This is a genomic window from Psychrobacter sp. Marseille-P5312, assembly GCF_900291405.1.
Classification (GTDB): Bacteria; Pseudomonadota; Gammaproteobacteria; order Pseudomonadales; family Moraxellaceae; genus Psychrobacter; species Psychrobacter celer.
Window position 1 is genome coordinate 2,286,042 of record NZ_OLML01000001.1, and the last position, 26,390, is coordinate 2,312,431.

Annotated in this window: 24 protein-coding genes and 3 pseudogenes; 22 read left to right on the forward strand and 5 right to left on the reverse strand. The window is 45.6% G+C overall.

Features of this window, described 5'->3' with window-relative positions:
- Nucleotides 1-41: 41 nt before the first annotated feature.
- Nucleotides 42-416, forward strand: a pseudogene (locus tag C6W44_RS09870) (cupin domain-containing protein); the annotation flags it as partial.
- Here C6W44_RS09870 and C6W44_RS09875 read toward each other — a convergent pair.
- Complete coding sequence (locus C6W44_RS09875) at nt 392-583, reverse strand: chlorhexidine efflux transporter (RefSeq protein WP_264755621.1); 192 nt, start codon at nt 581-583, stop codon at nt 392-394. The pseudogene C6W44_RS09870 and the gene C6W44_RS09875 sit on opposite strands and share 25 nt — an antisense overlap.
- Here C6W44_RS09875 and C6W44_RS09880 point away from each other — a divergent pair.
- On the forward strand, nt 574-984 hold the full coding sequence (locus tag C6W44_RS09880) for a LysR substrate-binding domain-containing protein (protein WP_105245271.1): 411 nt from the start codon (nt 574-576) through the stop codon (nt 982-984). The two genes, C6W44_RS09875 and C6W44_RS09880, sit on opposite strands and share 10 nt — an antisense overlap.
- A gap of 43 nt (nt 985-1,027) precedes the next feature.
- Here C6W44_RS09880 and C6W44_RS09885 read toward each other — a convergent pair whose 3' ends face one another.
- On the reverse strand, nt 1,028-1,489 hold the full coding sequence (locus C6W44_RS09885) for a hemerythrin domain-containing protein (RefSeq protein WP_105245273.1): 462 nt from the start codon (nt 1,487-1,489) through the stop codon (nt 1,028-1,030).
- A gap of 299 nt (nt 1,490-1,788) precedes the next feature.
- Here C6W44_RS09885 and C6W44_RS09890 point away from each other — a divergent pair, with 299 nt between their 5' ends.
- The 6 genes from C6W44_RS09890 (at nt 1,789) to C6W44_RS09915 (ending at nt 9,121) form a co-directional block, all read left to right on the forward strand.
- Nucleotides 1,789-2,715 (forward strand): bestrophin family protein, encoded by a 927-nt coding sequence (locus C6W44_RS09890; RefSeq protein WP_105245275.1) that lies wholly within the window; start codon nt 1,789-1,791, stop codon nt 2,713-2,715.
- A 253-nt stretch (nt 2,716-2,968) separates the two neighbouring features.
- Nucleotides 2,969-3,733, forward strand: a complete 765-nt coding sequence (locus C6W44_RS09895) for an ABC transporter ATP-binding protein (RefSeq protein ID WP_105245277.1) — start codon at nt 2,969-2,971, stop codon at nt 3,731-3,733.
- Nucleotides 3,734-3,995: 262 nt separating this feature from the next.
- Nucleotides 3,996-4,892, forward strand: coding sequence for an ABC transporter substrate-binding protein (locus C6W44_RS09900; protein WP_227526417.1), 897 nt, complete (start codon nt 3,996-3,998; stop codon nt 4,890-4,892).
- Nucleotides 4,889-6,970 (forward strand): Fe(3+)-hydroxamate ABC transporter permease FhuB, encoded by a 2,082-nt coding sequence (fhuB, locus tag C6W44_RS09905; protein ID WP_105245279.1) that lies wholly within the window; start codon nt 4,889-4,891, stop codon nt 6,968-6,970. Before C6W44_RS09900 ends, fhuB begins: the two co-directional genes overlap by 4 nt.
- Before the next feature lie 388 nt (nt 6,971-7,358).
- The gene (locus C6W44_RS09910) at nt 7,359-7,970 is read left to right on the forward strand and encodes an IS607 family transposase (protein ID WP_105243882.1); all 612 of its coding nucleotides are present in this window, start codon (nt 7,359-7,361) and stop codon (nt 7,968-7,970) included.
- Entirely contained in the window at nt 7,967-9,121 is a 1,155-nt protein-coding gene (locus tag C6W44_RS09915; protein ID WP_100749529.1) for an RNA-guided endonuclease InsQ/TnpB family protein, read from the forward strand. Before C6W44_RS09910 ends, C6W44_RS09915 begins: the two co-directional genes overlap by 4 nt.
- A 268-nt stretch (nt 9,122-9,389) precedes the next feature.
- Here the strand turns inward: C6W44_RS09915 and C6W44_RS09920 are convergent.
- Nucleotides 9,390-9,778, reverse strand: a pseudogene (locus tag C6W44_RS09920) (IS5 family transposase); the annotation flags it as partial.
- 301 nt (nt 9,779-10,079) lie between these two features.
- On the opposite strand from C6W44_RS09920, the gene C6W44_RS09925 reads away from it, so the two are divergent.
- The 10 genes from C6W44_RS09925 to C6W44_RS09970 all read left to right on the forward strand — a co-directional run bounded on the left by C6W44_RS09925 (nt 10,080) and on the right by C6W44_RS09970 (nt 19,769).
- Nucleotides 10,080-10,751, forward strand: a complete 672-nt coding sequence (locus tag C6W44_RS09925; RefSeq protein ID WP_105245283.1) for a 2Fe-2S iron-sulfur cluster-binding protein — start codon at nt 10,080-10,082, stop codon at nt 10,749-10,751.
- Nucleotides 10,748-11,740 (forward strand): FAD binding domain-containing protein, encoded by a 993-nt coding sequence (locus C6W44_RS09930; protein ID WP_105245285.1) that lies wholly within the window; start codon nt 10,748-10,750, stop codon nt 11,738-11,740. The genes C6W44_RS09925 and C6W44_RS09930 overlap by 4 nt, the downstream gene beginning before the upstream one ends.
- A 2-nt stretch (nt 11,741-11,742) precedes the next feature.
- Nucleotides 11,743-14,256, forward strand: a complete 2,514-nt coding sequence (locus C6W44_RS09935; protein WP_105245287.1) for a xanthine dehydrogenase family protein molybdopterin-binding subunit — start codon at nt 11,743-11,745, stop codon at nt 14,254-14,256.
- 114 nt (nt 14,257-14,370) lie between these two features.
- Entirely contained in the window at nt 14,371-15,612 is a 1,242-nt protein-coding gene (locus C6W44_RS09940; RefSeq protein WP_105245289.1) for an XdhC family protein, read from the forward strand.
- On the forward strand, nt 15,605-16,312 hold the full coding sequence (locus C6W44_RS09945; protein ID WP_105245292.1) for a nucleotidyltransferase family protein: 708 nt from the start codon (nt 15,605-15,607) through the stop codon (nt 16,310-16,312). The genes C6W44_RS09940 and C6W44_RS09945 overlap by 8 nt, the downstream gene beginning before the upstream one ends.
- A gap of 143 nt (nt 16,313-16,455) precedes the next feature.
- Nucleotides 16,456-17,553 (forward strand): GTP 3',8-cyclase MoaA, encoded by a 1,098-nt coding sequence (gene moaA / locus C6W44_RS09950; RefSeq protein ID WP_105245294.1) that lies wholly within the window; start codon nt 16,456-16,458, stop codon nt 17,551-17,553.
- A 95-nt stretch (nt 17,554-17,648) separates the two neighbouring features.
- Nucleotides 17,649-18,179: a molybdenum cofactor biosynthesis protein B gene (gene moaB, locus C6W44_RS09955; RefSeq protein ID WP_105245296.1), complete on the forward strand. Its 531-nt coding sequence runs from the start codon at nt 17,649-17,651 to the stop codon at nt 18,177-18,179.
- Between the two features lie 52 nt (nt 18,180-18,231).
- The gene (gene moaC, locus C6W44_RS09960; RefSeq protein ID WP_105245298.1) at nt 18,232-18,771 is read left to right on the forward strand and encodes a cyclic pyranopterin monophosphate synthase MoaC; all 540 of its coding nucleotides are present in this window, start codon (nt 18,232-18,234) and stop codon (nt 18,769-18,771) included.
- Between the two features lie 98 nt (nt 18,772-18,869).
- Entirely contained in the window at nt 18,870-19,136 is a 267-nt protein-coding gene (locus tag C6W44_RS09965) for a MoaD/ThiS family protein (RefSeq protein WP_227526418.1), read from the forward strand.
- Between the two features lie 102 nt (nt 19,137-19,238).
- Complete coding sequence (locus tag C6W44_RS09970) at nt 19,239-19,769, forward strand: molybdenum cofactor biosynthesis protein MoaE (RefSeq protein WP_105245300.1); 531 nt, start codon at nt 19,239-19,241, stop codon at nt 19,767-19,769.
- 42 nt (nt 19,770-19,811) lie between these two features.
- Here the strand turns inward: C6W44_RS09970 and C6W44_RS09975 are convergent.
- Nucleotides 19,812-20,469: pseudogene (locus C6W44_RS09975) on the reverse strand (IS1595 family transposase).
- A 458-nt stretch (nt 20,470-20,927) separates the two neighbouring features.
- On the opposite strand from C6W44_RS09975, the gene C6W44_RS09980 reads away from it, so the two are divergent.
- The 4 genes from C6W44_RS09980 (at nt 20,928) to C6W44_RS13735 (ending at nt 25,257) form a co-directional block, all read left to right on the forward strand.
- Nucleotides 20,928-21,470 carry a hypothetical protein gene (locus tag C6W44_RS09980; protein WP_058023649.1) on the forward strand — a complete coding sequence of 181 codons (543 nt, stop codon included), beginning with the start codon at nt 20,928-20,930 and terminating at the stop codon, nt 21,468-21,470.
- Between the two features lie 90 nt (nt 21,471-21,560).
- On the forward strand, nt 21,561-23,123 hold the full coding sequence (locus tag C6W44_RS09985) for a Dyp-type peroxidase (RefSeq protein WP_105245302.1): 1,563 nt from the start codon (nt 21,561-21,563) through the stop codon (nt 23,121-23,123).
- A 66-nt stretch (nt 23,124-23,189) separates the two neighbouring features.
- A complete protein-coding gene (locus C6W44_RS09990) occupies nt 23,190-24,338 on the forward strand; it encodes a catalase family protein (RefSeq protein WP_105245304.1) in 1,149 nt (382 codons plus the stop codon).
- A gap of 610 nt (nt 24,339-24,948) precedes the next feature.
- A complete protein-coding gene (locus tag C6W44_RS13735) occupies nt 24,949-25,257 on the forward strand; it encodes a transposase (RefSeq protein ID WP_105245307.1) in 309 nt (102 codons plus the stop codon).
- Between the two features lie 307 nt (nt 25,258-25,564).
- Here the strand turns inward: C6W44_RS13735 and C6W44_RS10000 are convergent, their stop codons facing one another.
- Nucleotides 25,565-26,263, reverse strand: coding sequence for a HupE/UreJ family protein (locus tag C6W44_RS10000; protein WP_105245310.1), 699 nt, complete (start codon nt 26,261-26,263; stop codon nt 25,565-25,567).
- Nucleotides 26,264-26,390: the final 127 nt, after the last annotated feature.

A 26,390-nucleotide genomic window follows, 5' to 3' on the forward strand; every position in this document is an offset into this window, starting at 1 on the left:
ATTTGCCTTTTTGGGAAAATACGCAGTTTTTGGACTATGCTATGTTGATTAATGCAGATTTTACTCGCGTCGCCACCTCACTACCCAAGCAGCAGCAATGGGTAAAATCACCGCAAAAGGGGGTAGAACGCATCATGCTCGATCGTGTGGGTGCAGAAAAGGCTCGTGCCACCAGCTTTGTGCGTTATGCCCCTCAGTCTGACTTTCCGCATCACCGCCATCCGGGCGGCGAGGAGATATTTGTAATGGCAGGGACGTTTTCTGCCGATGACAAGCATTATCCAGCAGGCTGGTATTTACGCAATCCGCCAGCCTCAGGTCATAGGCCTTATAGTGATGAGGGAGCGATGATCTTTGTGAAGCTATGGCAAATGCCAGCAGATGAGACACGCTACGTGGCGATCGATACCAATAAAGCGAGCTTACGTCTACGCAGGCACCGTGTTTGGCCGAAATGGGTGATCGGAAAGAGTTTGTCATAAGCCCAATTATAAGAAAACGTATAAAACAAATAAAAGCCCACCAACGACGCATCCATGACAAAAGCATGCCATAAGCTGATATTTAGATACCATGCCACCATGGGCAGATACAGTACCAGTAATCCGCCTTCAAACAACACAACGTACAGCACTCGTATCCGTCGTCAGCTGGCAGGATTTAAAAAGACACCGGCAATTAATCGTCGCCACACGTAATGACAGTAAAGAAAAATCACGTCTACGTGTCGCCGCCGATGTGTGGTGGGTTGAGAGCCAGTGGATCATCATTGAGCTGGTCCAGCGCAATCTAGGGTGGGCGCTGGTACCTGAGCATATCGTGGTTGATGCTCTAAAAGAAGGCTCACTGGTATCGCCAACACTGGATTTTGATAAGCACAGTTGGCCTGTGGCCGTTGAGCTGGTTTGGCATAAAGAAAAGCCTTTGGGCAAGGCGGGGACTTGGTTACAGCAGGCCATCATCGCCTTAGATCGACAAATCTAATCTGTACTGCTAATCAATAGCATACGCTCAAACAGTCTATCGTCTAGCGCGCCTCATCGACACGTTTGACATTATCCGCGCATGCTTGGTAAATCAAATCTAGCGTCTCTGTGGTCAGATAAGTCTCAGCAAGCGGAAATAATATGCGCTCCTCAAAACGAATGTGATCGTACAATAGGGTACCAAGCGCTTTGACGTGCGCTGCGGTGATGGTCTGTTTTTGAGAGGTACAAATTAGCTTAAGTAACAACAGATGCTGTTTGTTAAGTGTCTCTAATGCGGTGGCAACATCAGGGTTGGTATTTTGATAAGGTTTTAGCGCAGTGGCAATCAGATGGTCTTCGATCTGAAAATGGGTGCTCATGTCTTGGATATATGAGGTCAATTTTTGCCAGTGTTTATCGATGTGATGGCGCTCATCGCTACAGTGTTTGGCATGATGAGACAGGTTTAATCCAAGATGATGCTGGCGTGATAGGGGCTGCAATTGGTGGGCGCGTTTCATGACCGAGTACCTCCATGAGTGAATAAAGTGACAGCGCATGCAAGACAATGACGCACTGAGCATAAATATGATGTGTCTTATCAGCGGATCGTTAAATATTCTGTTTTTTAATAACCGTATTCTACTTATGACACAATGAGGCGGCAAAACGCAAAGGGTTTAATGCTAAAATCGCCAGTCAGTCATGACGCAGTAAGCAGCAATGCCTTAATAGACACCCAGTACGTGACCCTGTCTATCATTGTTCAACCCTGTGTTTGATGCCGCGTACACTACTTTTAACACCATAGGACACTGTCATGATCGTTTGGCAAAAACCGAATGCATTTAGAATACTTTTTACTTTGCGCGGCTCCGTTATTCCTCATATCTTTCCACAAGTTTTATTGATTAGCTTACTGAGTACCATCATCTCGGCCATCCAGCACTGGATCCCCAGCTCCTTTTCTTCTTATGGCGCGGCGCCTTTTACTTTACTTGGCATCGCTCTGTCTTTGTTTTTGGGTTTTCGTAACAATGCCAGTTATCAGCGTTGGTGGGAGGGTCGGCATTTATGGGGGCAGTTGGTATATGATGCGCGCAGTTTTACCCGTCAGGTGCTCTCATTTATCGAGGACGATAGCTACGCGGGACGACACATGCAGCAGGAGCTGGTGCGTCTGACTATCGCGTTTACTCATGCGCTCAGGCATCGGCTGCGAAGTACCGCGCCGTGGGAGGATGTTGAGCGTTTTGTGGCGCCTGAGTATCATGCAAGCATGCGTCAAGCGGGCAATTTGCCTGAGTATCTATTGCGCCTGTTAGGCAAAAAACTGGGGCAGGTTCGACGCCAACAGCTCTCCTCTGATCTGATGATACAAAACATGGATGAGCGCGTCACCTCGATGACGATTGTGTTGGCGGCTTGCGAGCGGATTCATAATACGCCACTACCCTTTGCCTATACGCTATTGGTGCATCGTACCACTTATCTGTACTGCTTTATGCTGCCGTTTGGTTTGGCGACGTCCTTAGGCTGGGTGACACCGTTGGTGTGCGGCGTCATTGCTTATACGTTCTTTGGATTGGATGCGCTCAACGAAGAAATCACCGATCCGTTCGGCGTTGCGGCCAATCACTTGCCACTGAGCGCCATCTCACGCACCATCGAGATAAACCTATTAGAAGCTTTGGGAGAGACGGATTTGCCGCCTGAATTGATGTCTCAGGGTGGTTATTTGCAATAATAACACTTGCACGATTGGGGTCATCAAGAGCTGAGCGCTGTATGCATAGCGCTCAGTTTTTTGTTTTGTGGTGACAGAGATTTTTATATCGAATTAACGATAACAGGCAGATTTTTAGTTAATGATAATTGTTTTCGTTATCATTCGCGTGTAAAATCGGCCACAGTGAGCGCGCAAGTGATGCGATAAATATGTGCGTCTATCGCAAAATGACAGGTAGCGCTGAGACATTGATAAGTAAAGAAGAGCCGTTATGTTACGTGTAGAGCAGATGACCATTCGCCGACAAGACAATACTTTGTTAAATGACGTCAGCTTTGAGGTAGGGGCGCGGCAACTGATTGCCTTGATTGGGCACAATGGCTCAGGAAAGTCGACTTTGATTAAAGCCTTGGCAGGCGAGATGGATTGTACGCAAGGCGGTGCGACTTTGGATGAGCGAAGCATTCATGAGTACGGGGATAAAGCACTGGCGCGTAAGATGGCCTATTTGCCACAGCAGCTCCCAGAAGCGGCAGGCTTTAGCGTGCGAGAGCTGGTGATGCTCGGCCGTTATCCTCATCAAAAATGGCTACAAAAACCCAGTCAAGCGGACCATGACAAGGTAAGTGAGGCCATGCGAGTGACACAGGTTGAGCAATTCGCTGATCGCCTTACCAATACATTGTCAGGGGGTGAGCGTGCGCGGGTATGGCTGGCAATGTGTCTGGCGCAAGACACCGATTATCTGCTGTTAGACGAGCCGCTGGCTGCGCTTGATATGCACTATCAGATTGAGGTGATTGAGCTGATACGCCGCTTGGTCGATGAGCGGGGGTTGAGTGTGGTTATCATCATTCACGACATCAATCTGGCCGCGCAGTATGCCGATCGTATCATCGCCCTAAAAGACGGACGCATCTGTCACAACGGCGATGTGCTCAGCACCATGCAGCCCAGCGTTTTACACGATATTTTTAATGTCACCATGCAGCTTATGACGCATCCTGTGACAGGGCGGCCGGTGGCTGTCGCTTAAGCTGTGTTTGCTCTTGTCGCTGCGATTTGCGCGGCGCTTCTGTCGGCGGTATGACGATTGTGTTAATACTCTGCTACTACCGTATCTTTTTTTCTAAAGACCATCTGCTATGTTTGCTCATTTTATATTTGCTCTTTTACGTGCTGCGCCATCGTTACAAGTTAAGCGTGCTTTTTTGTCAGCTTTATCAATCGTCTCGTTTGACTCTCAGTCACGCTCAAAGACAGCAATATCACTGACACTAATAACGTTGGTCATGACCATGAGCGGTTGTGATCACGCGCAACCTGTATCCAAGCTGTCATCTGCCGAGTCCAAACCATCTGCTAATAGCCTTAAAAATGATACCTCACAGCGGGTGGTCAGTCCCGATTGGGGCAATGCTGCAACCCTGACGGCAATGGGCTATCCTCCTGTAGCGACGGGCGATGTACGTCTATGGGACAGATGGGTCGACACGCCTAGTCTGCCACCAGATATTGTCGATTTAGGCGGCCGCTATCAGCCGAATGCCGAGCTGGTCGCACAGTTGCCAATAGATATGGTGATTGATAATCCATTTTATGTGCATGCGCGCCGTTTGTATGGCGATGTACCTACCGAGTCGGTGATGTTTTCGGCCAGTGGCAAGGTGGCGACGTGGGCGGATTATACTGAGCCGACGCGTACATTGGGCAGATTGATTGGGCAACCTACCGCCGCTGAGGCTTATATCAAACAAAGCAAGCAAGACATGGAGCAGGCTGGCGCTCAGCTGCAAGCCCGCTATCCTCACGTAAATAAGTTTGCCGTTGTACAGTTTTCTGATGCCAATAACGTGCGCATGTATGTCAATAACAGTCTGTTTAAGCCTGCATTTGCCGCAATGGGCAAAGAGCTTGTGGTCTTAGGTGAGGGCAATAATTACGGTTTTGTATCTAAGCGGGTCGGTGATTTGGCGGCGCTCGATGATGATGTGTGTTTGCTGATTGTGGATCCATTAAGCCCCATTACCCGCGCTGAGATGAAGGACAGTCTGATCTGGCAGCGCTTGGGCTATGGTCAGACGCGCTGTATAGGAGAACTGACGCCTATTTGGATCTATGGCGGGATGTCATCGTTGGTCAGTTTGGCCAATCAACTATCAACCGTACAACTACAAGGCGGGGCAGCATCATGAGTACGAGCAGCAAGCGCGCCAGCAGCACTTACACAGCGGTAAGTGACACAACACCTAGCAAACCGCAGCAGATGCCGCCCAACCCCGTTAGCACTCATGCGCACTTTGGGCGATTGTGGGTGCTGTTTGCAGTCCTATGTGCTTTGGTCATAGCTAGCAGTTGGGCACTGATTGCGCGTGATTGGCACAGGCCATTGATGGACTTGTTTTTGCCCAGTATGCAGCTGGACATGGGCAGTATGGTGGTACAGATGACTTTGTTGGCCAGCTCATTGGTCGCGTTATTGGCTGGCGGGCTGTTGGGGGCAGTCAGTATTTTATTACAGCAATTGGTCAAAAACCCGCTGGCGTCAGATACCACCCTCGGCGTCGGTGCCGGTGCGCAGCTGGCGATATTGCTGGTGAGTCTATTTATACCGAGTCTGGCAATCTACGGCGGCATGTATGTGGCGTTTGTAGGGGCGCTGATTAGCATGGGTTTGGTGTTTGCGCTGGCGGCCGCCAGTCGTTTTAATGCGCTGATTTTGGTATTGGCAGGCTTGGTGGTCAATATCTTATTGGCCGCATTTGCCAATGTCTTATTGTTGTTTTTTGCTGAGCGTAGTAATGGCACATTGTCATGGGCAGCAGGATTTTTGACGCAAAACAGCTGGCATACTACAGCGCTATTGTCCTGGGCGGCAGTGGGGTTTGTGATGGCTTGCTTACCTCTGCTAAAGCCGCTTGGCATGATGAGCTTGGATGACTGGCAAGCCAAGCGCTTGGGCGTGCCTGTACAAGGTATTCGCGCGCTGGTGGTGCTACTGGTGGCGCTGGTCACAGCGCTGGTGGTCAGCGAAGTGGGTCTGGTGGGTTTTGTAGGCTTGGGCGCAGCAAGCATCGTCAACGCTTTGGGTATTACCGCTATTGGTAAACGATTGCTCGCAGCCTTTGGCTTTGGGGCACTGTTGTTATTACTGACCAATCATGCCGCGCTCCTGCTTGAACCTATCATAGCGATGCCGATTCCTGCAGGGGCGATGACGGGCGTACTGGGTGCACCATTGATTATTTGGCTCATTTTGCGCCAGCGTCATGAGCGGCTCGAGACGGTGTCTGCGCCCATGGTCAATCGCACACAAACCCCTGTGCATCTATGGCGCTGGGTGCTTGGAGTGGTAGGTTTGCTGCTTATCACCTCGCTGGTGGTACAAGATATCAAGGGCTGGACGCTGCTCAGTACGGATTGGGCCATCACTCAGCAATACCGTCTGCCACGCAGCCTCAGTGCGGCTGCGACCGGACTGATGCTGGCGGTGGCGGGGGTGTTGCTGCAAACACTCACGCGTAATCCGATGGCCAGCCCTGAGGTACTCGGTGTCAGCTCAGGCGCTGCACTTGGCGTCATTGGTGGGTTTTTTTGCTTACCGCTGCTGGGGTTGTCAGCAGGTGCAGGTACTCTGCTAGCGGCTGGCCTGATGGGTGCTCTTATAGTACTGTTACTGGTGATTTGGCTGGCGCGGAAAGTCAGCTCAGGTTATCTGCTCTTGGTGGGGGTCGGTATCGCCGCGATGATGGATGGGGTCATGCACATGGTCAAGCTCTCAGGCGACCCGCGGCTTGAGGCGATGCTCAGCTGGCTGTCAGGGACGACCTATAGTGCCCAGCCCCATACCGTTTGGTATTTGATGGGGATAGCGCTGGTTTTGTTTGTACTGAGTTTATTGATTATCAAGCCGCTTAGGGTTTTGGGGTTGGGGGCTAGCATGGCACGCAATCTAGGTGTGGCAGTCAATCCTGTGACGCTCGCGCTTTTGATATTGGTGGCGGCGCTTAGTACGGCAAGTACGCTTGCAGTTGGGCCACTTAGTTTTGTGGGGCTGATGGTGCCCCATGTCGCGACTTCTGTAGGGGCGGTAAAACTGGAGCATCAATTGCCCTTAGCCGCCATTTTGGGCGCTGGTGTGATGGTGTTAGCTGATTGGTTTGGGCGTTATGTGATATTTCCTTATGAGCTGCCAGCAGGTACGATCGCTGCGCTGATTGGCGGGACGTATTTCTTGTGGCTGATTGGCAAAGTGCCGATGACTGCGCGTTAAGAATACAATTAACCTATTTCAAAATAGGTACAGCTCTACTGGCATTCATGAATTTCTGAGGGAAATTGAATTGAAGACACGCCCTAACACTTTTAAATGTCTTTACTGAGCATTTGTTCCATACGTATACTGAGTTATATTTGCCAAAAACTTTACTAAAGTTGTCCAAGTTAACTGTTCCCCGTAAGCACGGGGATTAACCGTACGCTTAGTAGGGTCTTTAGAATATTTCTAGTAGGCATCTGATAATCAGAACTGTATTTAGACAATAAAAAACCCTTACAAGCAAACGCTTGTAAGGGTTGCAAACAGTCAAATAAAACACATACAAACCTACCTATTTATTACTATTATAGATAGATTATATCTATAATATAGAGAGCAAGTTATGGGGAAACTGGTTAGTATTGGGGAGGCTGCCAAACATTTCGGGGTTGCTCAATCCACATTAAGACGTTGGGATGAGGATGGTACGTTAGTCGCCAAGCGAACCGAAAACGGGCATAGGCGATATGATTTAAGTGAAATCAGACCGCATTCCTTGAATACACCACCTAAATTAGACCGAAAAACCATTGCTTATGCTCGTGTGTCGAGTCGTGATCAAAAAGACGACTTACTTCTCCAGTCTCAAGTTTTGGAACTTTATTGTGCCAGGCAAGGCTGGACTTTTGAGACGATTACCGATCTTGGTAGTGGAATGGATTATAAAAAGAAAGGCTTAAAAAACCTGCTTGATGACATACTGAGCAATAAAGTTGAACGGCTGGTAATTACCCATAAAGACAGGCTTTTACGATTTGGTGCAGAACTGGTTTTCATGTTGTGTGAGGCTCGTGACGTTGAAGTGGTAATAATCAATCAAGGTGAAGAGTTGAGTTTTGAGCAAGAATTAGCCCAAGATGTATTGGAGATTATCACCGTATTTTCAGCGAGGCTATACGGCTCTTGCAGCAAGAAAAACCAACAATTAATAGAGGCGGTTAAAAAAGCATTATGATCCGTGGACACATTATCGAACTCAAGCCAAACAACGTACAGGCAAATCACCTTGCTCGTGCTTGTGGCGTGGCGAGAAAAGCCTACAACTGGGCTTTGCATGAGTGGCAGCGGCAGTATGCGCTTGACAAAGCGTACCGTGATGCGTGTTTGGCCGCAGGCGTTGAGGTTGATACTAAAAATCTAAACAAGCCCTCACAGGCGAAGCTCAGACGCGAATTGAACGCCATTAAGCGTGAATTATTCCCCTATATGCTGGAAGTGACCAAATGCGCTCCGCAGGCGGCAATCATGCAGTTGGGTGATGCTTATAACAACTTCTTTAAAGGCTTAGCGAAATACCCAACCGCTCGTAAAAAAGGCCGTGACGATAGATTCAGTTTATCCAACGACCAATTTGCCATTAAAGGTAAATCCATTCGTATCCCAAACTTGGGCTGGGTTCGCTTAAAAGAAGCTTTACGTTTTGACGGCAAGATCATGTCAGCCACCATCTCTAAACGTGGCGGTAAGTGGTTTGTTAGTGTGGCTGTTGAAATACAAAAAGCTGTAATTCCTACTAAAAAGACAGGTAAAAGCGTTGGTGTTGATCTTGGTATTACCGACTTACTGGTTTTATCAGACGGCACTAAAATTAAAGCGCCAAAACCACTTCAAGCAAACCTTAAAAAACTAAGAACGCTAAACAAAGCGCTCAGTCGCACTAAAAAAGGCAGTAAAAACAGAGAAAAAGCGAAAACCAAGCTCTCTCGTTTGCACTATAAGATCAGGTGTATTAGGCAAGATTCTCTCCATCAAATCACAACAAGTCTGGTTAATGAGTTCGATGTGATTGCGATTGAGGATTTGAATGTCAAAGGTATGGTTAAGAACAGGCGGCTATCAAGAGCTATCAGTGACTTGGGTTTCTTTGAGTTTAAGCGACAGCTTATCTACAAAGCCACTGAGCAAGGCAAGGTTGTGAAATCAGTCGGACCCTTCTACCCAAGCTCAAAAACCTGTTCAAACTGCAATCATATCCTTGGTAAAGATGAGCTAATATTGAAAATGCGTGAGTGGTTGTGCCCTAACTGTCAGGTTTCTCATGACCGTGACCTCAACGCCAGCATCAATATTTTAAATAACGCGACTGTTATTTTAACAGCTGCATAATCCTGTTTATTGGACGGTGAGTTCCATCGCCAATTAAAAAAGTCTGTGGAGTCGTGGTCAGTCTAAATCTCAAATGAGAAATAGCGCGTGACAATGAAGCAGAAAGAAAACGTCAAACCTATCTAATAGTCAATACTGGCTAGGTTTGAGTAAGATTTTTGGAACGGTGTCTTGTTTTTCAATATATGGCGGGCCCAGTATCAACCATATTGAAACAATAAGTTTTTGATTTATATATTATTATTTAATAATAATTTTATTTATACCCAACCATTGCCATGATTTTAGTGGTCATACCGCCTCTTGATTTGCCAATTGCCTGATGACAAGCCCCCCTTTTGCGCCTTGTCCATGACGATGTACCTTAACAATAGTGCCATCAATCATGCCATACTCTAAATCTGAGTCATTCAGAGCATTAAATAGCTTGCTGAATCTATCGCTTTTTACCCATCGACGGTAGCGCTTATAAACACTGTTCCAGTTACCAAATTCAGGGGGTAAGTCTCGCCACGGACTACCTGTTCGGACAATCCATAGAACAGCTTCGATAAATAGTCGATTATTTACCGCTGTTCTACCAACATCGGTCTCTTTACCTGAACAATACGGTGCTATCTTTGCCCACTGGGCATCACTTAGGGTTAATCTAGTCATAACACTATGATTATCAATTATTTTCTATATGTCAACAAGCCTAATAATGCCGTTACATAAGTAAACAGTACGCCAAACTGCTATATCCTCGCTCATCGATAAAACCTATTCTACTTTTAGTAAGCCAATAGTAAGGTCTGTGCTTGATGCTGAGAGCTGAATTCATCGCTCTGTTCTACTCTCTTAACGCCAAGAGAGTAACATTTACTACACAGACGACCCAGTCTGCTGCTTCTACTATTTTATGGAGACTTATTAGTTATCCTTAAATTTAGCCATTATCTGCCAGCGGGAAGCCAGCATGAATACCTTGACTCTAAATATCAATAATCAAGATTACTCCTTTGACGATCTTGATCCGCGCACGACAATTCTAGATTTATGTCGTCAACATCTACAAATTACCGGACCCAAAAAAGGCTGTGATCACGGTCAATGCGGCGCTTGCACTATGCTTATCAATGGTGAGCGCATCAACTCGTGCTTGACCCTTGCGGTTATGCATGACGGCGATGAGATTACCACGATTGAGGGCATCGGAATGCCTGAGTCGTTATCAGCCTTGCAACAAGCCTTTAAAGATCATGATGCCTTTCAGTGTGGGTATTGCACGCCAGGGCAGATTTGTTCCGCCACGGCTTTAATAGAAGAGGTGAAACAAAACTGGCCAAGCTATGTGACGACAGATCTCAAAAACCCGAATGGGTTGTTAGTCCAAGAGATCGCTGAGCGCATGAGTGGCAATATTTGTCGCTGTTCTGCTTACCCCAATATCGTGGATGCTATCTCACAAGTGCTTGAGAGCGAAGTGTCAAATAAGCGTACTTCTTCTAGTGAAGAGACGACTACAGGTTCGCTGCAAGACTCAGCAGTGACAGGTATTTGGTCACCGCCGCCTAGTCAGTCCCAACTTGGTAATCAATCAGTAAACCATAATAAAAATGCCAGTAGCACAGCAGGAGGCCGCTCATGAAACGCTTTGAATATATCCGTGCCCTTGAACCGCAGCAAGCGGTAATGTTTGCTACTCCTAAAGAAGCCTCGTTTATCGCAGGCGGTACCAATTTGCTTGATCTCATGAAGTTTGAGATTGAAACGCCAACCAAGCTGGTTGATGTGACACGCTTAGAGCTTGAACAGATTGAAGACACTGCCGATGGCGGCCTACGTATCGGAACCTTAGTAAGCAATAGTGATTTGGCCGCGCATCCTAGTGTGATTGCCAATTATCCGGTATTGTCTCGTGCGATATTAGCAGGGGCGACCGGACAGCTGCGCAATAAAGCGACGACTGGCGGTAACTTCCTGCAGCGTACGCGCTGCTACTACTTTTATCATACCGATAGCCCTTGTAATAAGCGTGAACCGGGTACTGGCTGTCCTGCAATTAACGGTGAGAACCGCCCCCTTGCAATTTTAGGCACAAGTGACACTTGTATTGCTCAGCACCCGTCCGATATGGCGGTCGCTATGCGTTTGCTTGACGCTACTATTGAGACTGCCAAAACCGATGGCTCGACTCGCAAGATTCCAGTAAAAGACTTTTATTGTCTGCCAAAAGACACTCCCCACATCGAAAACGTTTTAGAGTCAGGCGAGCTTATCACGCATGTCGTGCTGCCAGCGCCTATTAAAGGTATACACACTTATGACAAAGTGCGTGACCGCGCCTCTTATGCTTTTGCGCTTGTATCGTGTGCAGCTGTGATAGACGCTGATGATAATGGCAATTTGACGACAGTACGCTTAGCATTTGGCGGTATTGGTACTCAGCCATGGCGCAATGAAGATGTGGAAGATTTGTTGACGGATACGCAGGGCGACGATGACACTATCAAGCAGGCAGCAGATCTGTTGTTAAAAGATGCCAAAGGTGGCGGTCAAAACGATTTTAAAATACCACTAACACGCCGTTTGCTAAAACAGGCCATTAAGCGTGCATTAGCGGGCGAGGGAGCATAATCATGTCATTATTAGATTCAGTACTACCGGCAGAGCCCACTAACAAAGAGAAGATGGATAAGCCGGTTGAGACGTTATTCGACAAAACAGCAAGTAATTTGGTGGGTAAACCAATTAACCGCGTCGAGGGCTCGTTAAAGGTTAGTGGTCAAGCTCATTATTCGGCAGAGATTCAACTAGACAATAAAGTGTATGGTGTCTTGGTTGGCTCAACCGTCGCCAAAGGAAAAGTTGAAAAAATTGATAGCGACTCGATTGCCCATATACCAGGTATTATTAAAGTCGTCACTGACCCTAAGCGCTTCTTACGGAACTCACAGCAAGGCACTGAGACCGAAGCACCGACTCAGGGCGTGAGTGAGATTTTTTATCATGGTGAGCCCATCGCAGTCGTTGTCGCTGAAACTTTTGAAGCGGCGACCGAAGGCGCCAACGCACTTAAAGTCACTTATAAAGACGAAACCGATCAAGCGGCTTTGGATTTTACTAAAGAGCTGCCTAACGCCCACGAGGTAAATGAGAAAAAAGGCTCGGATAAGAATGCTAAGCACGGAGATCCAGAGCAAGGCCTTGCTGATTCGGCGATAACCATTGATAGGTTGTACCATACCCCAAGTCAGAGCAACTCCCCGATGGAACCGCATGTTACGTTGGCTCATTGGGAAGAGGACAAGCTGGTCTTATATACTTCAAACCAGATGATCGCCTCTTGTAAGCAGCAAGTAATGGACGCATTAGATTTGAAGAAAGATCAAGTCGAGCTGATCTCATACTATGTCGGCGGCGGCTTTGGTAGTAAGCTAGGTATCGCACCAGAATCTATTGCTGCCGCTATTGCTTCTAAAGAAGTCGGTCGTCCGGTACTGATTACTATGACGCGCCCGCAAGTGATGGAGGCGACGGTAAGACGCTCAAACACCCGTCAGCGTATTGCTATTGGTTGTAATGAAGAGGGTATTATTAATACCTTTATTCACGATACCACGACCAGCAACTTGCCAGGCGAGGCGTTCTTTGAACCAACAGCACTATCCACTCACTTTTTGTACCGCGGAGAGAATCGCCGCGTCAGCTATCAGATGGTGGATATGAATCACGTATTATCAGGCTCTATGCGTGCTCCTGGTGAAGCGGTGGGTATGATTGCTGTTGAGTGTGCGATGGATGAGCTGGCGACTAAGCTTGAGATGGATCCTATTGAGCTGCGCCGCCGGAACGAACCTGAAGAAGACCCTAGCGAAGAGATGCCGTTTTCCACACGTCAGCTGGTCGCCTGTATGGAAAAAGGCGCTGAAGCATTTGGTTGGGATGAGCATAATCCCAAACCTGCCAGCCGACTAGAAGGCGACTGGTGGATAGGTACCGGTATGTCTGGCACTTCTCGTGGCAATATGCTGAAGCCTTCTGAAGCGCGGGCGATACTACAAGTCGATGACTCAAAAGAGCTTGGCGTCAAAGCCATCATCGAAACCGATATGACAGATATCGGCACTGGCTCTTATACCGTATTTACTCAGGTCGCCGCCGATTTGTTAGGACTACCTATCGATCATATCGAGATGAAACTTGGCGACAGTGATTTACCGCCAGCATCAGGTTCTGGCGGCAGTTTTGGCGCGGCCAGTGCTGGTAGTGGGGTTTATTTGGCTTGTGAGCAGCTACGCAAAATGCTTGCAAAAAAAGTAGGTCTACATGCCGATACGATTCGTATAGATAACGGTCAAATCAAAAAATCAGGTGAGCATCAGCCTAGTAAGGCAGAAGCCGCTATTGGCGCAAGTAGAGAAAAAGTAGCAGATTTTGTCGATAAAAACTTGGTGGAAAAAGGAGTAGTCGATAAAAGCGAGGTAGATAAAGTCTCAGGCTTGGTAGATAAGGCTGTAGACTTGGCAGATAAGGTGTCGGCAAAGACAGGTATGCCGCTTCCTGAATTAAAACCTGCAAATGAGCAATACGACTTTGATGATAATCAGTCCTATGCACTAGCTGATATTATTGCTAAGTTTGACGAGCAAGAAATCAGCGCCAAAGGCCAGATCAAGCCGGGTAAAAATGGCAAAAACCTTCGCCAAGCCTCGTTTGGGGCCAACTTCGCTGAAGTGGCGGTACATAAAGTCACCGGTGAGATTCGCGTCAAGCGTATGACTGGCGTGTATGCAGCAGGACGTATTCTCAACCATAAGCTTGCAACCTCGCAGTGTTATGGCGGTATGGTATTTGGTATAGGTTCTGCTTTGATGGAAGAGGTCATTCATGACAAGCACGATGGGCGCTTATGTAACCATGACCTTGCCGAGTACCATGTGCCGGTCAACGCTGACGTACCGCAGTTGGATGTGATTTTGTTAGAAGAGGATGACCCTTATACCAACCCTATGCATATTAAAGGTATTGGGGAAACCTCTATTTCAGGATCAGCGGCAGCCATTGCCAATGCCATCTATAATGCAGTCGGTGTGCGTGTTTATGATTTTCCAATTACACTGGATAAGCTGCTTGCTGAAATGCCAGAGTAAGGGCGTTATCGAGATATAAAAATCTCTTAGATAAAACCTGCTAAATATTAACATCAACGTTAAGCAGGTTTTATTTATTTCTATCCTTTAAAGTATAAAAAGAAACGCAAAAATATGAATCAAGTCGCAGACATCCTACAGCTCGCCTTTGACGCACGGCAGCAGCACGTTGATGCGGTGCTCGCGACAGTCGTGCGCACTGAAGGCTCAGCTTATCGTAAACCTGGCGCTATGATGCTTATTTGCGAGGATGGTCGCTCAGTAGGTATGATAAGCGGCGGCTGCCTTGAACCGCACATTATTAAACGCGCCTTTTGGCTGACGCGTCATGGCGCAAGCGTGCAGGTCTATCAAACCGGTGATGAGCAAGAAGAAGACTTGGAGGATGAGCTAGAGGAAAAGTTAGATAATGATGCTATAGATTTTGCAGTAGACTTAGAAGACGAGCTGAACTTTGGTTTAGGCTGCAATGGTAAAGTTCATGTGTTATTTGAGCGCTTATCTTCAGCTATGCCGTATTTAGATTTAATTCAGAAAGTTCGTCAAAGTGGAGAGTCTACTACTGTCGCTACTTTAATCCGCTCTAACAGCTCTGAGGTGACCGTTGGTACTAGGGTTCATTTAAACGCCAGTTTTTTAGATGACAATAAAAACTCACAAGAGATACCAGAGCAAACCACAAATTTACCAAAGCCAGTAATCGATGAGTTATCTGCTTATAAAGTGAGTAAAAGACACGCTGATTATCTGGTTTTAAAAAGTCTGGTTGCAAATGACAATAGCTCAAAAAACGCTATACAAACCGAGTGGTTAGTGCAACGTGTGCAACCGCAAATTCGGTTACTTGTTTGCGGAGCAGGCAATGATGTCATGCCGCTAGTAACCATGGCAAAGCTGCAAGATTGGCACGTCACCGTGATCGATAGTCGGCCGCAGTATGCCACTCGCCAGCGTTTCCCGCAGGCTGATGCTGCGTTATACGTGGCTCTTGACGATAGCGAAACTCTACTTAAACTGAGTCAAAATGCAGCGGTAGCACTAATGTCGCATAGCCTCAGCCAAGATCGGGCACGCTTAGCTGTCTTGTTAAAGAATGCCAATCATTGTAATTACATCGGTCAGTTAGGCCCGCGCTATCGTACTGAGCGTTTGATTAAGGAGATTAGCGCAACTTGTGCTGACCCTACCGCCTTGGCAGACGGTATCAATCAGCTGCATTATCCTATCGGTTATAAGCTTGGCGGTGATGGCCCTGAAGCGTTAGCGCTAAGTATCATCGCGCAAATTAGCGCCGTCGTTTATGAGAAAGTTGCGGTTACTAAAGAGTTAGCGCAGCCAAAAGCCAGCTATGAATGACAAGGGTAGCTCATCATTCAACCAAAACAAACCTCCAAATCATGCGGTCATTATTTTAGCCAGCGGATTAAGTCATCGATTAGGTCAGCCAAAGCAGCTTCTAGAAAAACAAGGTAAACCATTAATTAACTATATGACGATGCTTGCTTTGGTGACTCAGCCAAAAGCTGTTATTGTCGTCATTCCTCAGCAAGATACAGCTATTACTGACGTTATCGAAACGGCTGTTAACCGTTTGACAGCGCCAAACTCAAGCATACAAATCGTTAGTAACCCTAATCCACAATTAGGAATGGCAAAGAGCTTATCTTTAGCTATTGATACATTAAAATCTCAGCATGATTTAGCGATGAAGCGCGTATTGATTATGGGCGTGGATCAAGTATTATTAAGCGCTTCTCATTTAGATCAACTGCTAGCACAAGATAATATAGTCGTCGCCAGTCGTTACCCGAATTTGGATGAGAGATTTATTATTGATGATAATAAGCATGATATCGTGGGTGTGCCATTAGTTGTCAGTTATAAAGTACTAAAATCATGGCAATCCTCGCTCAGTGGCGATAGAGGCTTGCGGCAATTTATTAGAGCGCTAGCTTCTGAGAAAGTCACCACGGTGGCTCACTCAAATCTTAGCTATGATATTGATACTCCTAAACAATTAGCTTATGCTCGACAGCAAGGATGGCTTGATTATTGATATAACTGCCTATAGAACAGTAATTATTTGCCGCTTTGTTTAGCTATTGAGTCTAGGGGCTGTTTAGAAATACATAATTTTGACGACAACAGCGCCCGTAATCGCTTATACTCTTTTATGACCCCATTATTGGGAGTACCTTTTTGTATTCACCTGTTTTAAAGCCTGATATTTTTGATCCACAAGCACAGAATAGCTCAGTGTTACCCTCTGTCGACTCTGCTCGTGCCAGTCATTTAGTCGCTGATCATTCGGTGGTTGATAGTAAACCGCTAACCGATGGTTTTTCGCGGCGGCTAACTTATTTACGTCTTTCTATCACTGATTTTTGTAACTTTCGCTGTGAGTATTGCCTGCCAAACGGCTACCAAGGCAAACGCCCCTCCGATGAGCTCAGCGTCGCTGAAATCAAAACTTTGATTCAAGGCTTTGCGCAAGTGGGCACGCAAAAGGTGCGTATCACTGGTGGCGAGCCATCGATCAGACGCGATGTGGTAGAGATTATCGAAACGATCAAGAATACCGCTGGTATCGAGATGGTCGCAATGACTAGCAATGGCTACAAGCTTGGCAAGCACCTAGCCAACTGGCAGGCGGCAGGACTGAACCAGCTCAACATCAGTATGGATAGTTTCGATGCCGATACTTTTCATCAGATGACGGGCTTTAATACCCAGCCCCAGCTGATGCGCGACATGGACACCCTTCTAGCGACTACTGATATTAAGCTCAAAATTAATAGTATCTTAATGGCGGAGACTGCTTTTCAAAACTTAATTGACGCGATGGACTACGTCAAAGACCGTCCTGTGACCTACCGCTTTATCGAGTTTATGCAGACCAGTGACAACAGCGATTTGTTTTTTGCTCAACATGCGCAGTCTGATATGATTACGGATTATCTGCTCGAGCGCGGTTGGCAGTCGCATGATCGCGGTAGCGCTGATGGCCCTGCAATAGAATACAGCCATGCTGACTATCTCGGGCGTATCGGTATGATTGCCCCTTATGCCGCGCACTTTTGTGATAACTGTAATCGTCTTCGCGTGAGTAGCCAAGGCAAAGTGCATCTTTGTCTATTTGATGAAGGTAATTACGATATTCGAGATTATCTAAAAAACGACGATGTGCAAGGTCTAGTCAACACCTTGCATAGCTTTATGCCAATTAAGCCTGAGCATCACCATCTGCATGAGTCTAATAGCGGCATGATGCATAACTTATCGATTATCGGTGGTTAGAGTATGTAGATGGAGCTCTCATAGTAAAACGGCAAACTGTCAAACCGTAAAATAAAATATTTAAACTTATCAAATGATTAGAGTTAGGAATATCTATGTCTAAGCCTGCTGCAGAATTTACCCCGTTGAATATTGCTGTGCTTTGTGTCTCTGACAGTCGTACGCTTGAGGAGGATAGCTCAGGGCAGTACTTAGCTGATAGCTTAGTTGAGGCGGGTCACCACTTAGCTGATCGTCAGCTGATTACTGATGATATTTATCAAATTCGTGCGGTCATTAGTGGCTGGATTGCTGATCCTAATGTGCATGCAGTAATCACCACAGGCGGCACTGGGTTTTTTATCCGTGATAGTATGCCAGAAGCAGTCAGCGTATTGTTTGACAAGTCGATTGACGGTTTTGGCGAGATGTTCCGTTTGCTCTCCAAAGAGGATATCGGTATGTCAACCATTCAGTCGCGCGCTATCGCTGGTATGGCCAATGGCACAGGCATCTTCTGCCTGCCGGGTTCGACCGGTGCTTGCCGTACCGGCTGGAATGATATCTTAAAAGAGCAGTTCGATAACCGTACCCGTCCTTGTAACTTTGTTGCGCACTTTATGCGCGCCAATCCAGGTCACGACTAGCGTTTTGAGACTTATAAAATATAAGTAACCTTTAATGAGTTAAGAAAAATACATGTCTATATCTTCTGATTATAAAAATGCTCCGACTAATACTGCAAACCACTCGCACGCTATCCTATCGCATTTAGACAGCGATGGTGAGATTCATATGGTCGATGTGGGTCACAAAAAAGCTACTACTAGAGAAGCGCATGCTGTTGGTCAGGTGTGTTTTCCAGCGGACATCTATGGTCAAATAAAAGCCGCTGATGGCATGACAAAAAAAGGCAGTATCACCCAAACTGCCCATATCGCAGGTATTATGGCAGCCAAGCGTACTCATGATTTGATTCCGCTTTGTCATCCATTGCCGCTAGATAAGATTGGCTTAAGTTTCGAGTATGACGACAGCTTAAATAGCATCATGGTCAATGCAACGGTGAAAGTCACTCACAAAACTGGGGTGGAGATGGAAGCGCTGACCGCTGTTAGCGTGGCTTGCCTGACCATCTATGACATGACCAAAGCGCTGTCGCATGACATCGTGATTGATGGAGTCAAACTCATGACTAAGACCGGTGGTAAGTCAGATTATAACCATCAAGTAACATAGTCTAAGTGTGATGTTTTATCAAAAATAATTTTAGCGAATAAACGATTTCAAGCAACGCCGCACTTTTCCATGCAGCGCCGCTCTATAGGAGTAGTAAGATGACTGACAATACAAATGATTTGATGAACATCAATGTACTGTATTTTGCCAGTCTTGCGGACGAAGCCAATTGTCAGCAAGAGCAAGTCACGCTTGCCCCTGATACTTCACTCGCTCAGCTATATGAGCAGCTTTGCGATAAGCATCACTTTAGCCGTCCGCAAGCCGATCTGCGTGTGGCGGTAAATGATTACTTTGCCAAATGGGATGACCCGATTAATGATGGCGATAGCGTGGTGTTTATTACCCCTGTGGCAGGCGGCTAGTCGCTAATTATCTGTCGTAGACTACAACTCTAGCCTAGCAAAAATAACACAACTCAAAATAGTCGAACTAAACTAGAACCGATTCATAATCTGAGCATATCAATGACTGGTGAGAATAAAAACAACGAAATAAAAATTGGCGATAAAGAAGACGTACATAGCCAATCGATGCAAATCAAGCGCAGTGCTGATGACGCTTATGCTATCGCTGAGCGTGATGGTTTTGCGCTATTAGATGAAGCTATTGACGAGACGCGCCTTAGAGCCATGCTCGATGACGACAGCTGCGGTGCTTTTGCTTGTTTTGAAGGTCGCGTGCGCAATCACAATAATGCCAGCTGTGTCGAGCGTTTGACTTACTACGGCTATGAGGATTTGGCGATTAACCAAGGTCGGCAAATCATGGATGAGGCTAAAGAAAAATTTGAGATTACCGCTGCGGTTGCCATTCACCGTATCGGCGCATTAGAGATTGGCGATATTGCCGTTTGGATCGGTGTGATCTCCGCCCACCGCTATCCGGCGTTTGATGCTTGCCGCTGGATCCTCGATACCATCAAAGCCGATATTCCCGTTTGGAAGCAAGAATATTATGACAGTGAGTCGCCCAAATGGCTAAGCAACAACGGTTAACTCATGATGACTAATAGATAATGGGGCTGTAGTAGATAAGGATTAAATATCACACCATTTTCTCAGAATTTTCAGCTGATTAGGTGGTGAACCATAGTTGAATCTAAACTCACACTCTTTTAAAAACAAATGGAAGTTCTTCTTATTAATCCCATTATACTTTCTGAGTGTTCGTTTAGACTGGTTCCAAAAGTTCTCAATACCATTGATGTGATTGTTTTTACCGCAAGTAAACTCTTTAGAGTGATTGATTCTGAAATGTTTAAACTCATTCACATCTAATGCATTGTAACTTCGATAGCTATCCGTATAAACAAAGCTGTCAGGCTTGATTTTACGCTTAATAACAGGCATTAGAGTAGTCTGTTTGGTGTCTGCTACGACAATGGTATAAACCTTACCGTTTCGTTTTAGAGTCCCAAATACAGCGGTTTTACCAGCAGCCCCGCGACCTCTTTTACCTTTGCGTACACCGCCAAAGTAACTTTCATCTAATTCGACCTCACCATTAAAAAGTTCATCAGCTTCTAATGAGAGATGGTAATCTATCACAAGTCTTATTTTATGATAAAAAAGTGCAGCAGTGTTAGGCTGAATATTGAGCAAATCTGCGGCTGTTCTAGCAGTCACTTCAGCTGTGAAAAAATTCTAACAGCCTTCGCTGTACTTTTTTACTTAGTTTACAACGGGTTATCTTCATAAAAGTAGTCTAGCATAGTGCTTATCTACTACAGCCCCAAATATTAATAACTATTAATAACTATTAATAACTATTAATAACTATTAATAACTATAAATAATTATAAAAACTCGCAGTATGATTTCAAAGCTTGGTTACCTAGAGTAGCCAAGCTTTTTTAGTATTTAATAACGAGTACAAAAACAGTCATGCTTTTAAAGACTTAATAAGTACGACCAGGATTTATTGCGCCGGTAAGTGTGCCGGTTATCTTTGTAACACTGCTGCAATCTAAAACGTTATTGTTAAACCTATGTTTTGTTTTGTGTGATTAGTCCGCTATTACTTGAGCCTTTTACCGTTTTTGCTATGGTAATAGCTCAACAGCAATCATATAGGAAAGACTTATGAGTAAAAACAATAATAAAGAGCGCATTATCGATAATTCAGAAGATCTGAAAGATAAAATCACTGAGTCTATGGATGCCTTTAAACTACGTGCAGATCTGTTAGTGGCGAATTTAAAAGAGGGCGGCAATGATGGTTATGATCATTCAACCTCTAGCGCCGGCGAGAAAGGTCTAAAGTCAGGCAAAGTATCCGAGCTTACCGTTATCGCACCGCTAAAAGACGGCGGCGCTGCCCGTCTCAAAGAGATTCTAAAAATAGCAGGGGGCAATCTAAAAGGCGCGACAAGGGTCGGCACTTTGCACGATTTGCGCTTCGTCTTTTTAGATAATGATACAAGAGTGCTTTTTTGCACCGCTTATGACGGCGACTGGGATCCTTATATTGATGATTTCGCCACCAAAATTCCTGAACTTATGGATATTTTATTCGGTAATGTCGAGGGCTGGCCGGGTATCAAAGACCCAAGTGTTAAGCAGTTTATTCTTGATCATCAGATTACCGCTGCAGGCTGGTACGTAGGCGTCCCGCATCTGACGGTACAAGATATTCGCCGTCATGAGCGTATTGTTAAAGGCATCAATAAAGCTTTAGATGAAGCGCAAACAAACTAATTTTCTAGACATTGTATTTTTAAGCGCATAAATTTCAGGGCTTTGATACGGTCATACTTTAATAACGATAAAAAATGAATAGGGCGATGTATGAGTAATGATGATAACAAACCTTTAACGGGATTGACCGATAAGTTGCAAGACTTAAAAGATGAGTTTGGCAATCGCATCGAAAACAGTGATTTTGAGACGTGGCTTAAAGGCGTGAAAGAGGAAGTCGGTGACGGTATTGAGATGATGGCTCGTAGGGCGCGCGGGGTCTTTAACCCCAATCTCGTCACCATGCAGCTAAAAGATATTCAATCCATCGTCCTACGTGAGCGTCCCGCCCCATATTTTGGCACGGTAGTAGCACTAAAAATCAATAATGCTGACGTTGGCAAACAAATGCTAGCGAAGGTGTTACCTCATGTAACCGGTAGTGAAGACTGGCACAAAGACATGCAAGCCACGCTGTCTATCGTCATGACTTACGAGGGTCTACAAGCGTTAGGTGTACCGCAGTCATCACTTGATAGCTTTCCTGAGTCTTTTAAAGCAGGTATGGCAGCGCGTGCTGAGCAGTTGCGCGATTTTGATGTTAATGCCCCTGAGAATTGGATGGCACCTTTTGGGGATAAGGGTGATATCCATGTGGGCGCGGCTATTATCGCTGATACCAAAGATAAATGGCAGGCCAAACTTGATGAGCTTCGAGATAATCTTGCCGATCATATCGATGTGGACAATCCTGCTAATGGTGATGTAGAAATCCTAATCGAGCAGGACTTTGGTTCAAATGACAACGTCAAAAACGTCTTTGGTTATCGTGATGGTATCAGTAATCCTGAGATTCAAGGCAGTGGTATTCAGACGCCTTCGAACCATGACGGCGATCCTATTGCCGCAGGGGAGTTTGTGCTCGGTTACGAAGGGGAGGCAGGACTAGTTGCGCCTATGCCGCAGCCTGAAGTCCTAGGCAAGAACGGCTCGTTTATGGTGTTACGTGCTTATCATAGCCATGTTGCTACTTTTAATAAATACCGCAAAGATAATACCGACAGCGAAGAAGAGGCGGAGCTGCTGGGTGCAAAAATGTGGGGACGCTGGCGTTCAGGCGCGCCGCTCGTTTTGTCTCCCGATCATGATGATAAAGCGCTTGGCGATGATCCTAGCCGCAATAATGACTTTGGTTATAAAGACGATCCTTACGGTAAAAAGTGTCCGTTTGGCGCGCATATTAGGCGTATGAACCCACGCGATAGCGAAGATTTTATTTTATCCGATGTACGTATTCACCGTATCGTTAGACGTAGCGTGGGCTTTGGTGAAGTTGTGCCACCCGATGTAATGGAGGATGATGGCAAAGATCGCGGTCTGTTTTTTATCGGTATTAATGCTCATGCTATGGAGACGGTTGAGTTCTTGCAATCACAGTGGATCAACGATGGCAACTTTATGAGCTTAGGCGAAGAAAAAGATCCTATGGTTGGTTTGCACTCTGGTGATAAAGGAGGAAGTGATAAAGACAGCGATGCAGATACCTTTACTGTTCCGGCTGATCCAATTCGCAAACGCTACCATGGTATTGAAACCTTTAATACCTTGCACGGCGGCGAGTACTTTTTTATTCCGAGTTTATCGGCGCTAAAATGGATTAGCGAGCTGTCTTAACTCTCAGTACCATTTGTAATAGTCACCACTTAACAATAATAATCATGAATAAAATTAGGAAATATAATGCTAAAAAAATTATTTAAACCCAAATACGTCCCTTACGATCCAAAATATATCGAATTAAATGCTGAGGACGAAAAAAACATTCGTACTATTACCGACGATATCAAAAGCTATATTGCGCGTAGTGATAAAGCCAGCAATATCGATTATCACACGCGTGATGCCCATGCCAAGGGGTACTGCGCACTAAAAGCCAAGTTTGAGATATTAGATGATATTCCCAAAGAGTACGCGCAAGGTTTGTATGCTAAAGCGGGCATTCATGATGCGGTGATTCGTTTGTCTAACGGTTCATCTCGAGTATTCGCTGATCGCAAGTTGGGCTTTGCTCAAGGTCTCGCGATTAAAATCTTTGACGTACCGGGTAAGAAGCTCGCTCCCGGTGAGGAGGACAGTACGACCTTTGATTATAACTTTATCAATCATCCGGTGTTCTTTTGCAATAGAATTGAGGAGTATACCTATCTCTCAAGACTGTTTTTGGAATTACCTAAATACACGGAGAAGGGCGCGATCGGTAAAGCGCAGTTGGCGTTTAACTGGCTGACCAATTACGGCTCAAGATTACCAACCAAAGAGTCGATCAAAACCTTTAAAGCTATCGGCGGCTTTACGAGGATTGAACCAAAAAATACCTTGTTATACGACTTTCATTCGCAAGGTGTGGTGCGTCATGGTGATTATATGGCAAAGATACGGGCAACGCCAACAGCCGCTTCTGTCAAAAAAGTCACGCGCCGTGATGTCGATGTCGACGCCCGCGAAGAGGCGCTGCGACCGCTTATCGTCGAGGAGATACGCGAACATGATTATCAGTTTGATATCCAGATTCAGCTATGCCGTAATCTCAAAAAGCAGCCGATTGAAGAGATTACGACGCAGTGGCAAGAGTCGGATACGCCCTTTGTCACCGTAGCGCGTTTAACCCTTCCTTGCCAAGACGTACCAGATGACGGTAATTTTGAGATTATGGAGAATCTATCCTTTACCCCATTTCGCTGTCTTGAAGAGAACCGTCCTATCGGAAACTTACAACAGTCACGTCTCAAGGCCTATCAAGTCGCCTCCGAGACTCGCCATAAACTCAACAACGTCAAGCGCCGTGAGCCAAAGAGTTTAAAGGAGACGTTTGCTAAGTCTTTTTTTTAGACTAATCGTTTTGAAGTTTATAGATCAAAAAAAAGCCAGTCGTTATGTGACTGGCTCTTTTGTATCATAAAAATGTGTCTTGTACTAAAAACATCAGATATTTAAGCTTGGCAATATCAAAACCTTACTCTCGTTGTTGTTTGACCCCTCGATAGCAATACAAATGTTTCAACACATTACGGGTTTTGCATAATTTGAGTGACTTGAATTGAGCCTAATTAATTAGATCTAAGTTCTACCTTGGTGTTTTTGGTAAGTACAAAGACGAGTACAGCGCCTATAATAATTATGCTCGCGCTTATAAAACGCAAGCTCAAAGCTCCAGATAAGACCAGCGCGCCGCCCATATAGTAACCTGACCACAAAAGTATTATAAAATAAATCAACTAAACGATTACCACTATAAACAACTAAAGACCACCCTGACGATTATCACTATGAGCGAGCACAGCGTTTTAATTGTAGCCCAACAGGCATCAGCAAAGCCTTAAAGCGTATTGGTGTTAGCAAAAAAAAGACACTTGAGCATCCCAAAGCTTGTCCACTAAAGAGGGCTCACTACCTAAAAAAACTTAACCACTACATCGCTCAAGGCTTTGCTATTGTCTACATGGATGAGAGTGGCTTTGAAAGTGAAACGATGCGTCCTTGTGGTTATGCACCCATTGGTAGCCCCTGCATTGGCAGTTACAACTGGCAAGCCAAAGAGCGAACCAACGTCATTGGTACGCTCTTTGGCAAAATGCTGTTTACACTCGATTGCTTAAAGACCAACATCGATAAAGAGGTTTTCTATCACTGGTGCAAGTTCACGCTGATACCAAAGCTTAAGAAAAAATGTGTGATCGTTATGGATAATGCGACCTTTCATAAGTGCGTTCAAAAGCTGCTTAACAGGCATGGTCACAGGCTTATATAGTCAATTTGAAATAGAATCGATACGCTAATATTACCAGTGCTACTGGTATAAATTTTACTTGCGTTCTGTGTCGTTGCAGCCAGAGGCTGCGCAACCCATATTTTAAAAGCAAGCATCCCAGCAGCACTGTATCGGTTTTATAGTGATTCAACTATACTGGAAACCTAAAAATTTTTTTAGCTAGCATTACCTGCGTGTATTCCGAGAAGTATAGAGTTAAACGCTTTTCTATTTTGATTGATAGTTGGCAAAGATGATCGTCTATACTTAGCAAAGCGTTTAACAAAACTGCTAATGTCTTATAAGACTAAATAAACAACACGCCGCATAGACCAACCACCGCCAGTACACGCTGGATCATCAGGCTGTCTTGCAAGTGAGTATTTAGGTAAGTGACAACGCCTCTACCCACAGTATACAGACCAAGCATGGCAATAATCATACCGATGAAAAAGCCTGTTGTGCTACTGTTAGCGGGCACTTCAATAGCGTGCGCGGCCCCATGGAGCATAGCGAGTGCACCAAAGCCTGCGATGGCTAAGTTATGCCACGTTTTTACCGACGCTTCATTGCTTTGATTGAATTCACGGTTAAAGTAGCGGCTCATCAGTGCCATGGTGAGTAAGACGATAGACAGTACAATGCCGGACTCAATAAACGTACTGTTTAAGCTCATATTTAAGCTTAGGGCAAAACCTGCCACTAAACCTAAGCTTAACGAGACAAAGCCTTTTTTAAAGCTGTGCATTTGCGTCAAGAGCATGCCCATACCGAGCGCTAGTACAAGATGATCCAGCCCCGTCAAAGGGTGCATGATACCTGACAGTACTGAGTTGCCAAAGGCTCCATCAGCTGTCATCACCCCATGCCCAGGGTGAGCAAATACTAGTGTTGGCAGTCCCGTTAACAAAGATGACAGTGCTAGAGTGCGAGTCATTGCCGCCTTATCGATTAGATTTTTAGCTGTCTTATTTTTAGTCATGGTTTTTGAAGCTTGTGTGCTCATGATGTGTCCTTAATGGTTTAATAAGTCGATATAGAGTCGAACCACTATTAAAGTGTTACAGCGTTAGACTCGTTTAGCCTACTACTGTAGTACTTGCACTCGTCTGTCTTGTACCACTTTTAATATT

What these genes read in the sequence shown, in the direction of transcription:
- C6W44_RS09880 (WP_105245271.1), top strand. Translation starts at nt 574, where the DNA reads ATGCCACCATGGGCAGATACAGTACCAGTAATCCGCCTTCAAACAACA.
- C6W44_RS09875 (WP_264755621.1), bottom strand. Translation starts at nt 583, where the DNA reads ATGGTGGCATGGTATCTAAATATCAGCTTATGGCATGCTTTTGTCATG.
- C6W44_RS09885 (WP_105245273.1), bottom strand. Translation starts at nt 1,489, where the DNA reads ATGAAACGCGCCCACCAATTGCAGCCCCTATCACGCCAGCATCATCTT.
- C6W44_RS09890 (WP_105245275.1), top strand. Translation starts at nt 1,789, where the DNA reads ATGATCGTTTGGCAAAAACCGAATGCATTTAGAATACTTTTTACTTTG.
- C6W44_RS09895 (WP_105245277.1), top strand. Translation starts at nt 2,969, where the DNA reads ATGTTACGTGTAGAGCAGATGACCATTCGCCGACAAGACAATACTTTG.
- C6W44_RS09900 (WP_227526417.1), top strand. Translation starts at nt 3,996, where the DNA reads ATGAGCGGTTGTGATCACGCGCAACCTGTATCCAAGCTGTCATCTGCC.
- fhuB (WP_105245279.1), top strand. Translation starts at nt 4,889, where the DNA reads ATGAGTACGAGCAGCAAGCGCGCCAGCAGCACTTACACAGCGGTAAGT.
- C6W44_RS09910 (WP_105243882.1), top strand. Translation starts at nt 7,359, where the DNA reads ATGGGGAAACTGGTTAGTATTGGGGAGGCTGCCAAACATTTCGGGGTT.
- C6W44_RS09915 (WP_100749529.1), top strand. Translation starts at nt 7,967, where the DNA reads ATGATCCGTGGACACATTATCGAACTCAAGCCAAACAACGTACAGGCA.
- C6W44_RS09925 (WP_105245283.1), top strand. Translation starts at nt 10,080, where the DNA reads ATGAATACCTTGACTCTAAATATCAATAATCAAGATTACTCCTTTGAC.
- C6W44_RS09930 (WP_105245285.1), top strand. Translation starts at nt 10,748, where the DNA reads ATGAAACGCTTTGAATATATCCGTGCCCTTGAACCGCAGCAAGCGGTA.
- C6W44_RS09935 (WP_105245287.1), top strand. Translation starts at nt 11,743, where the DNA reads ATGTCATTATTAGATTCAGTACTACCGGCAGAGCCCACTAACAAAGAG.
- C6W44_RS09940 (WP_105245289.1), top strand. Translation starts at nt 14,371, where the DNA reads ATGAATCAAGTCGCAGACATCCTACAGCTCGCCTTTGACGCACGGCAG.
- C6W44_RS09945 (WP_105245292.1), top strand. Translation starts at nt 15,605, where the DNA reads ATGAATGACAAGGGTAGCTCATCATTCAACCAAAACAAACCTCCAAAT.
- moaB (WP_105245296.1), top strand. Translation starts at nt 17,649, where the DNA reads ATGTCTAAGCCTGCTGCAGAATTTACCCCGTTGAATATTGCTGTGCTT.
- moaC (WP_105245298.1), top strand. Translation starts at nt 18,232, where the DNA reads ATGTCTATATCTTCTGATTATAAAAATGCTCCGACTAATACTGCAAAC.
- C6W44_RS09965 (WP_227526418.1), top strand. Translation starts at nt 18,870, where the DNA reads ATGACTGACAATACAAATGATTTGATGAACATCAATGTACTGTATTTT.
- C6W44_RS09970 (WP_105245300.1), top strand. Translation starts at nt 19,239, where the DNA reads ATGACTGGTGAGAATAAAAACAACGAAATAAAAATTGGCGATAAAGAA.
- C6W44_RS09980 (WP_058023649.1), top strand. Translation starts at nt 20,928, where the DNA reads ATGGATGCCTTTAAACTACGTGCAGATCTGTTAGTGGCGAATTTAAAA.
- C6W44_RS09985 (WP_105245302.1), top strand. Translation starts at nt 21,561, where the DNA reads ATGAGTAATGATGATAACAAACCTTTAACGGGATTGACCGATAAGTTG.
- C6W44_RS09990 (WP_105245304.1), top strand. Translation starts at nt 23,190, where the DNA reads ATGCTAAAAAAATTATTTAAACCCAAATACGTCCCTTACGATCCAAAA.
- C6W44_RS13735 (WP_105245307.1), top strand. Translation starts at nt 24,949, where the DNA reads ATGGATGAGAGTGGCTTTGAAAGTGAAACGATGCGTCCTTGTGGTTAT.
- C6W44_RS10000 (WP_105245310.1), bottom strand. Translation starts at nt 26,263, where the DNA reads ATGAGCACACAAGCTTCAAAAACCATGACTAAAAATAAGACAGCTAAA.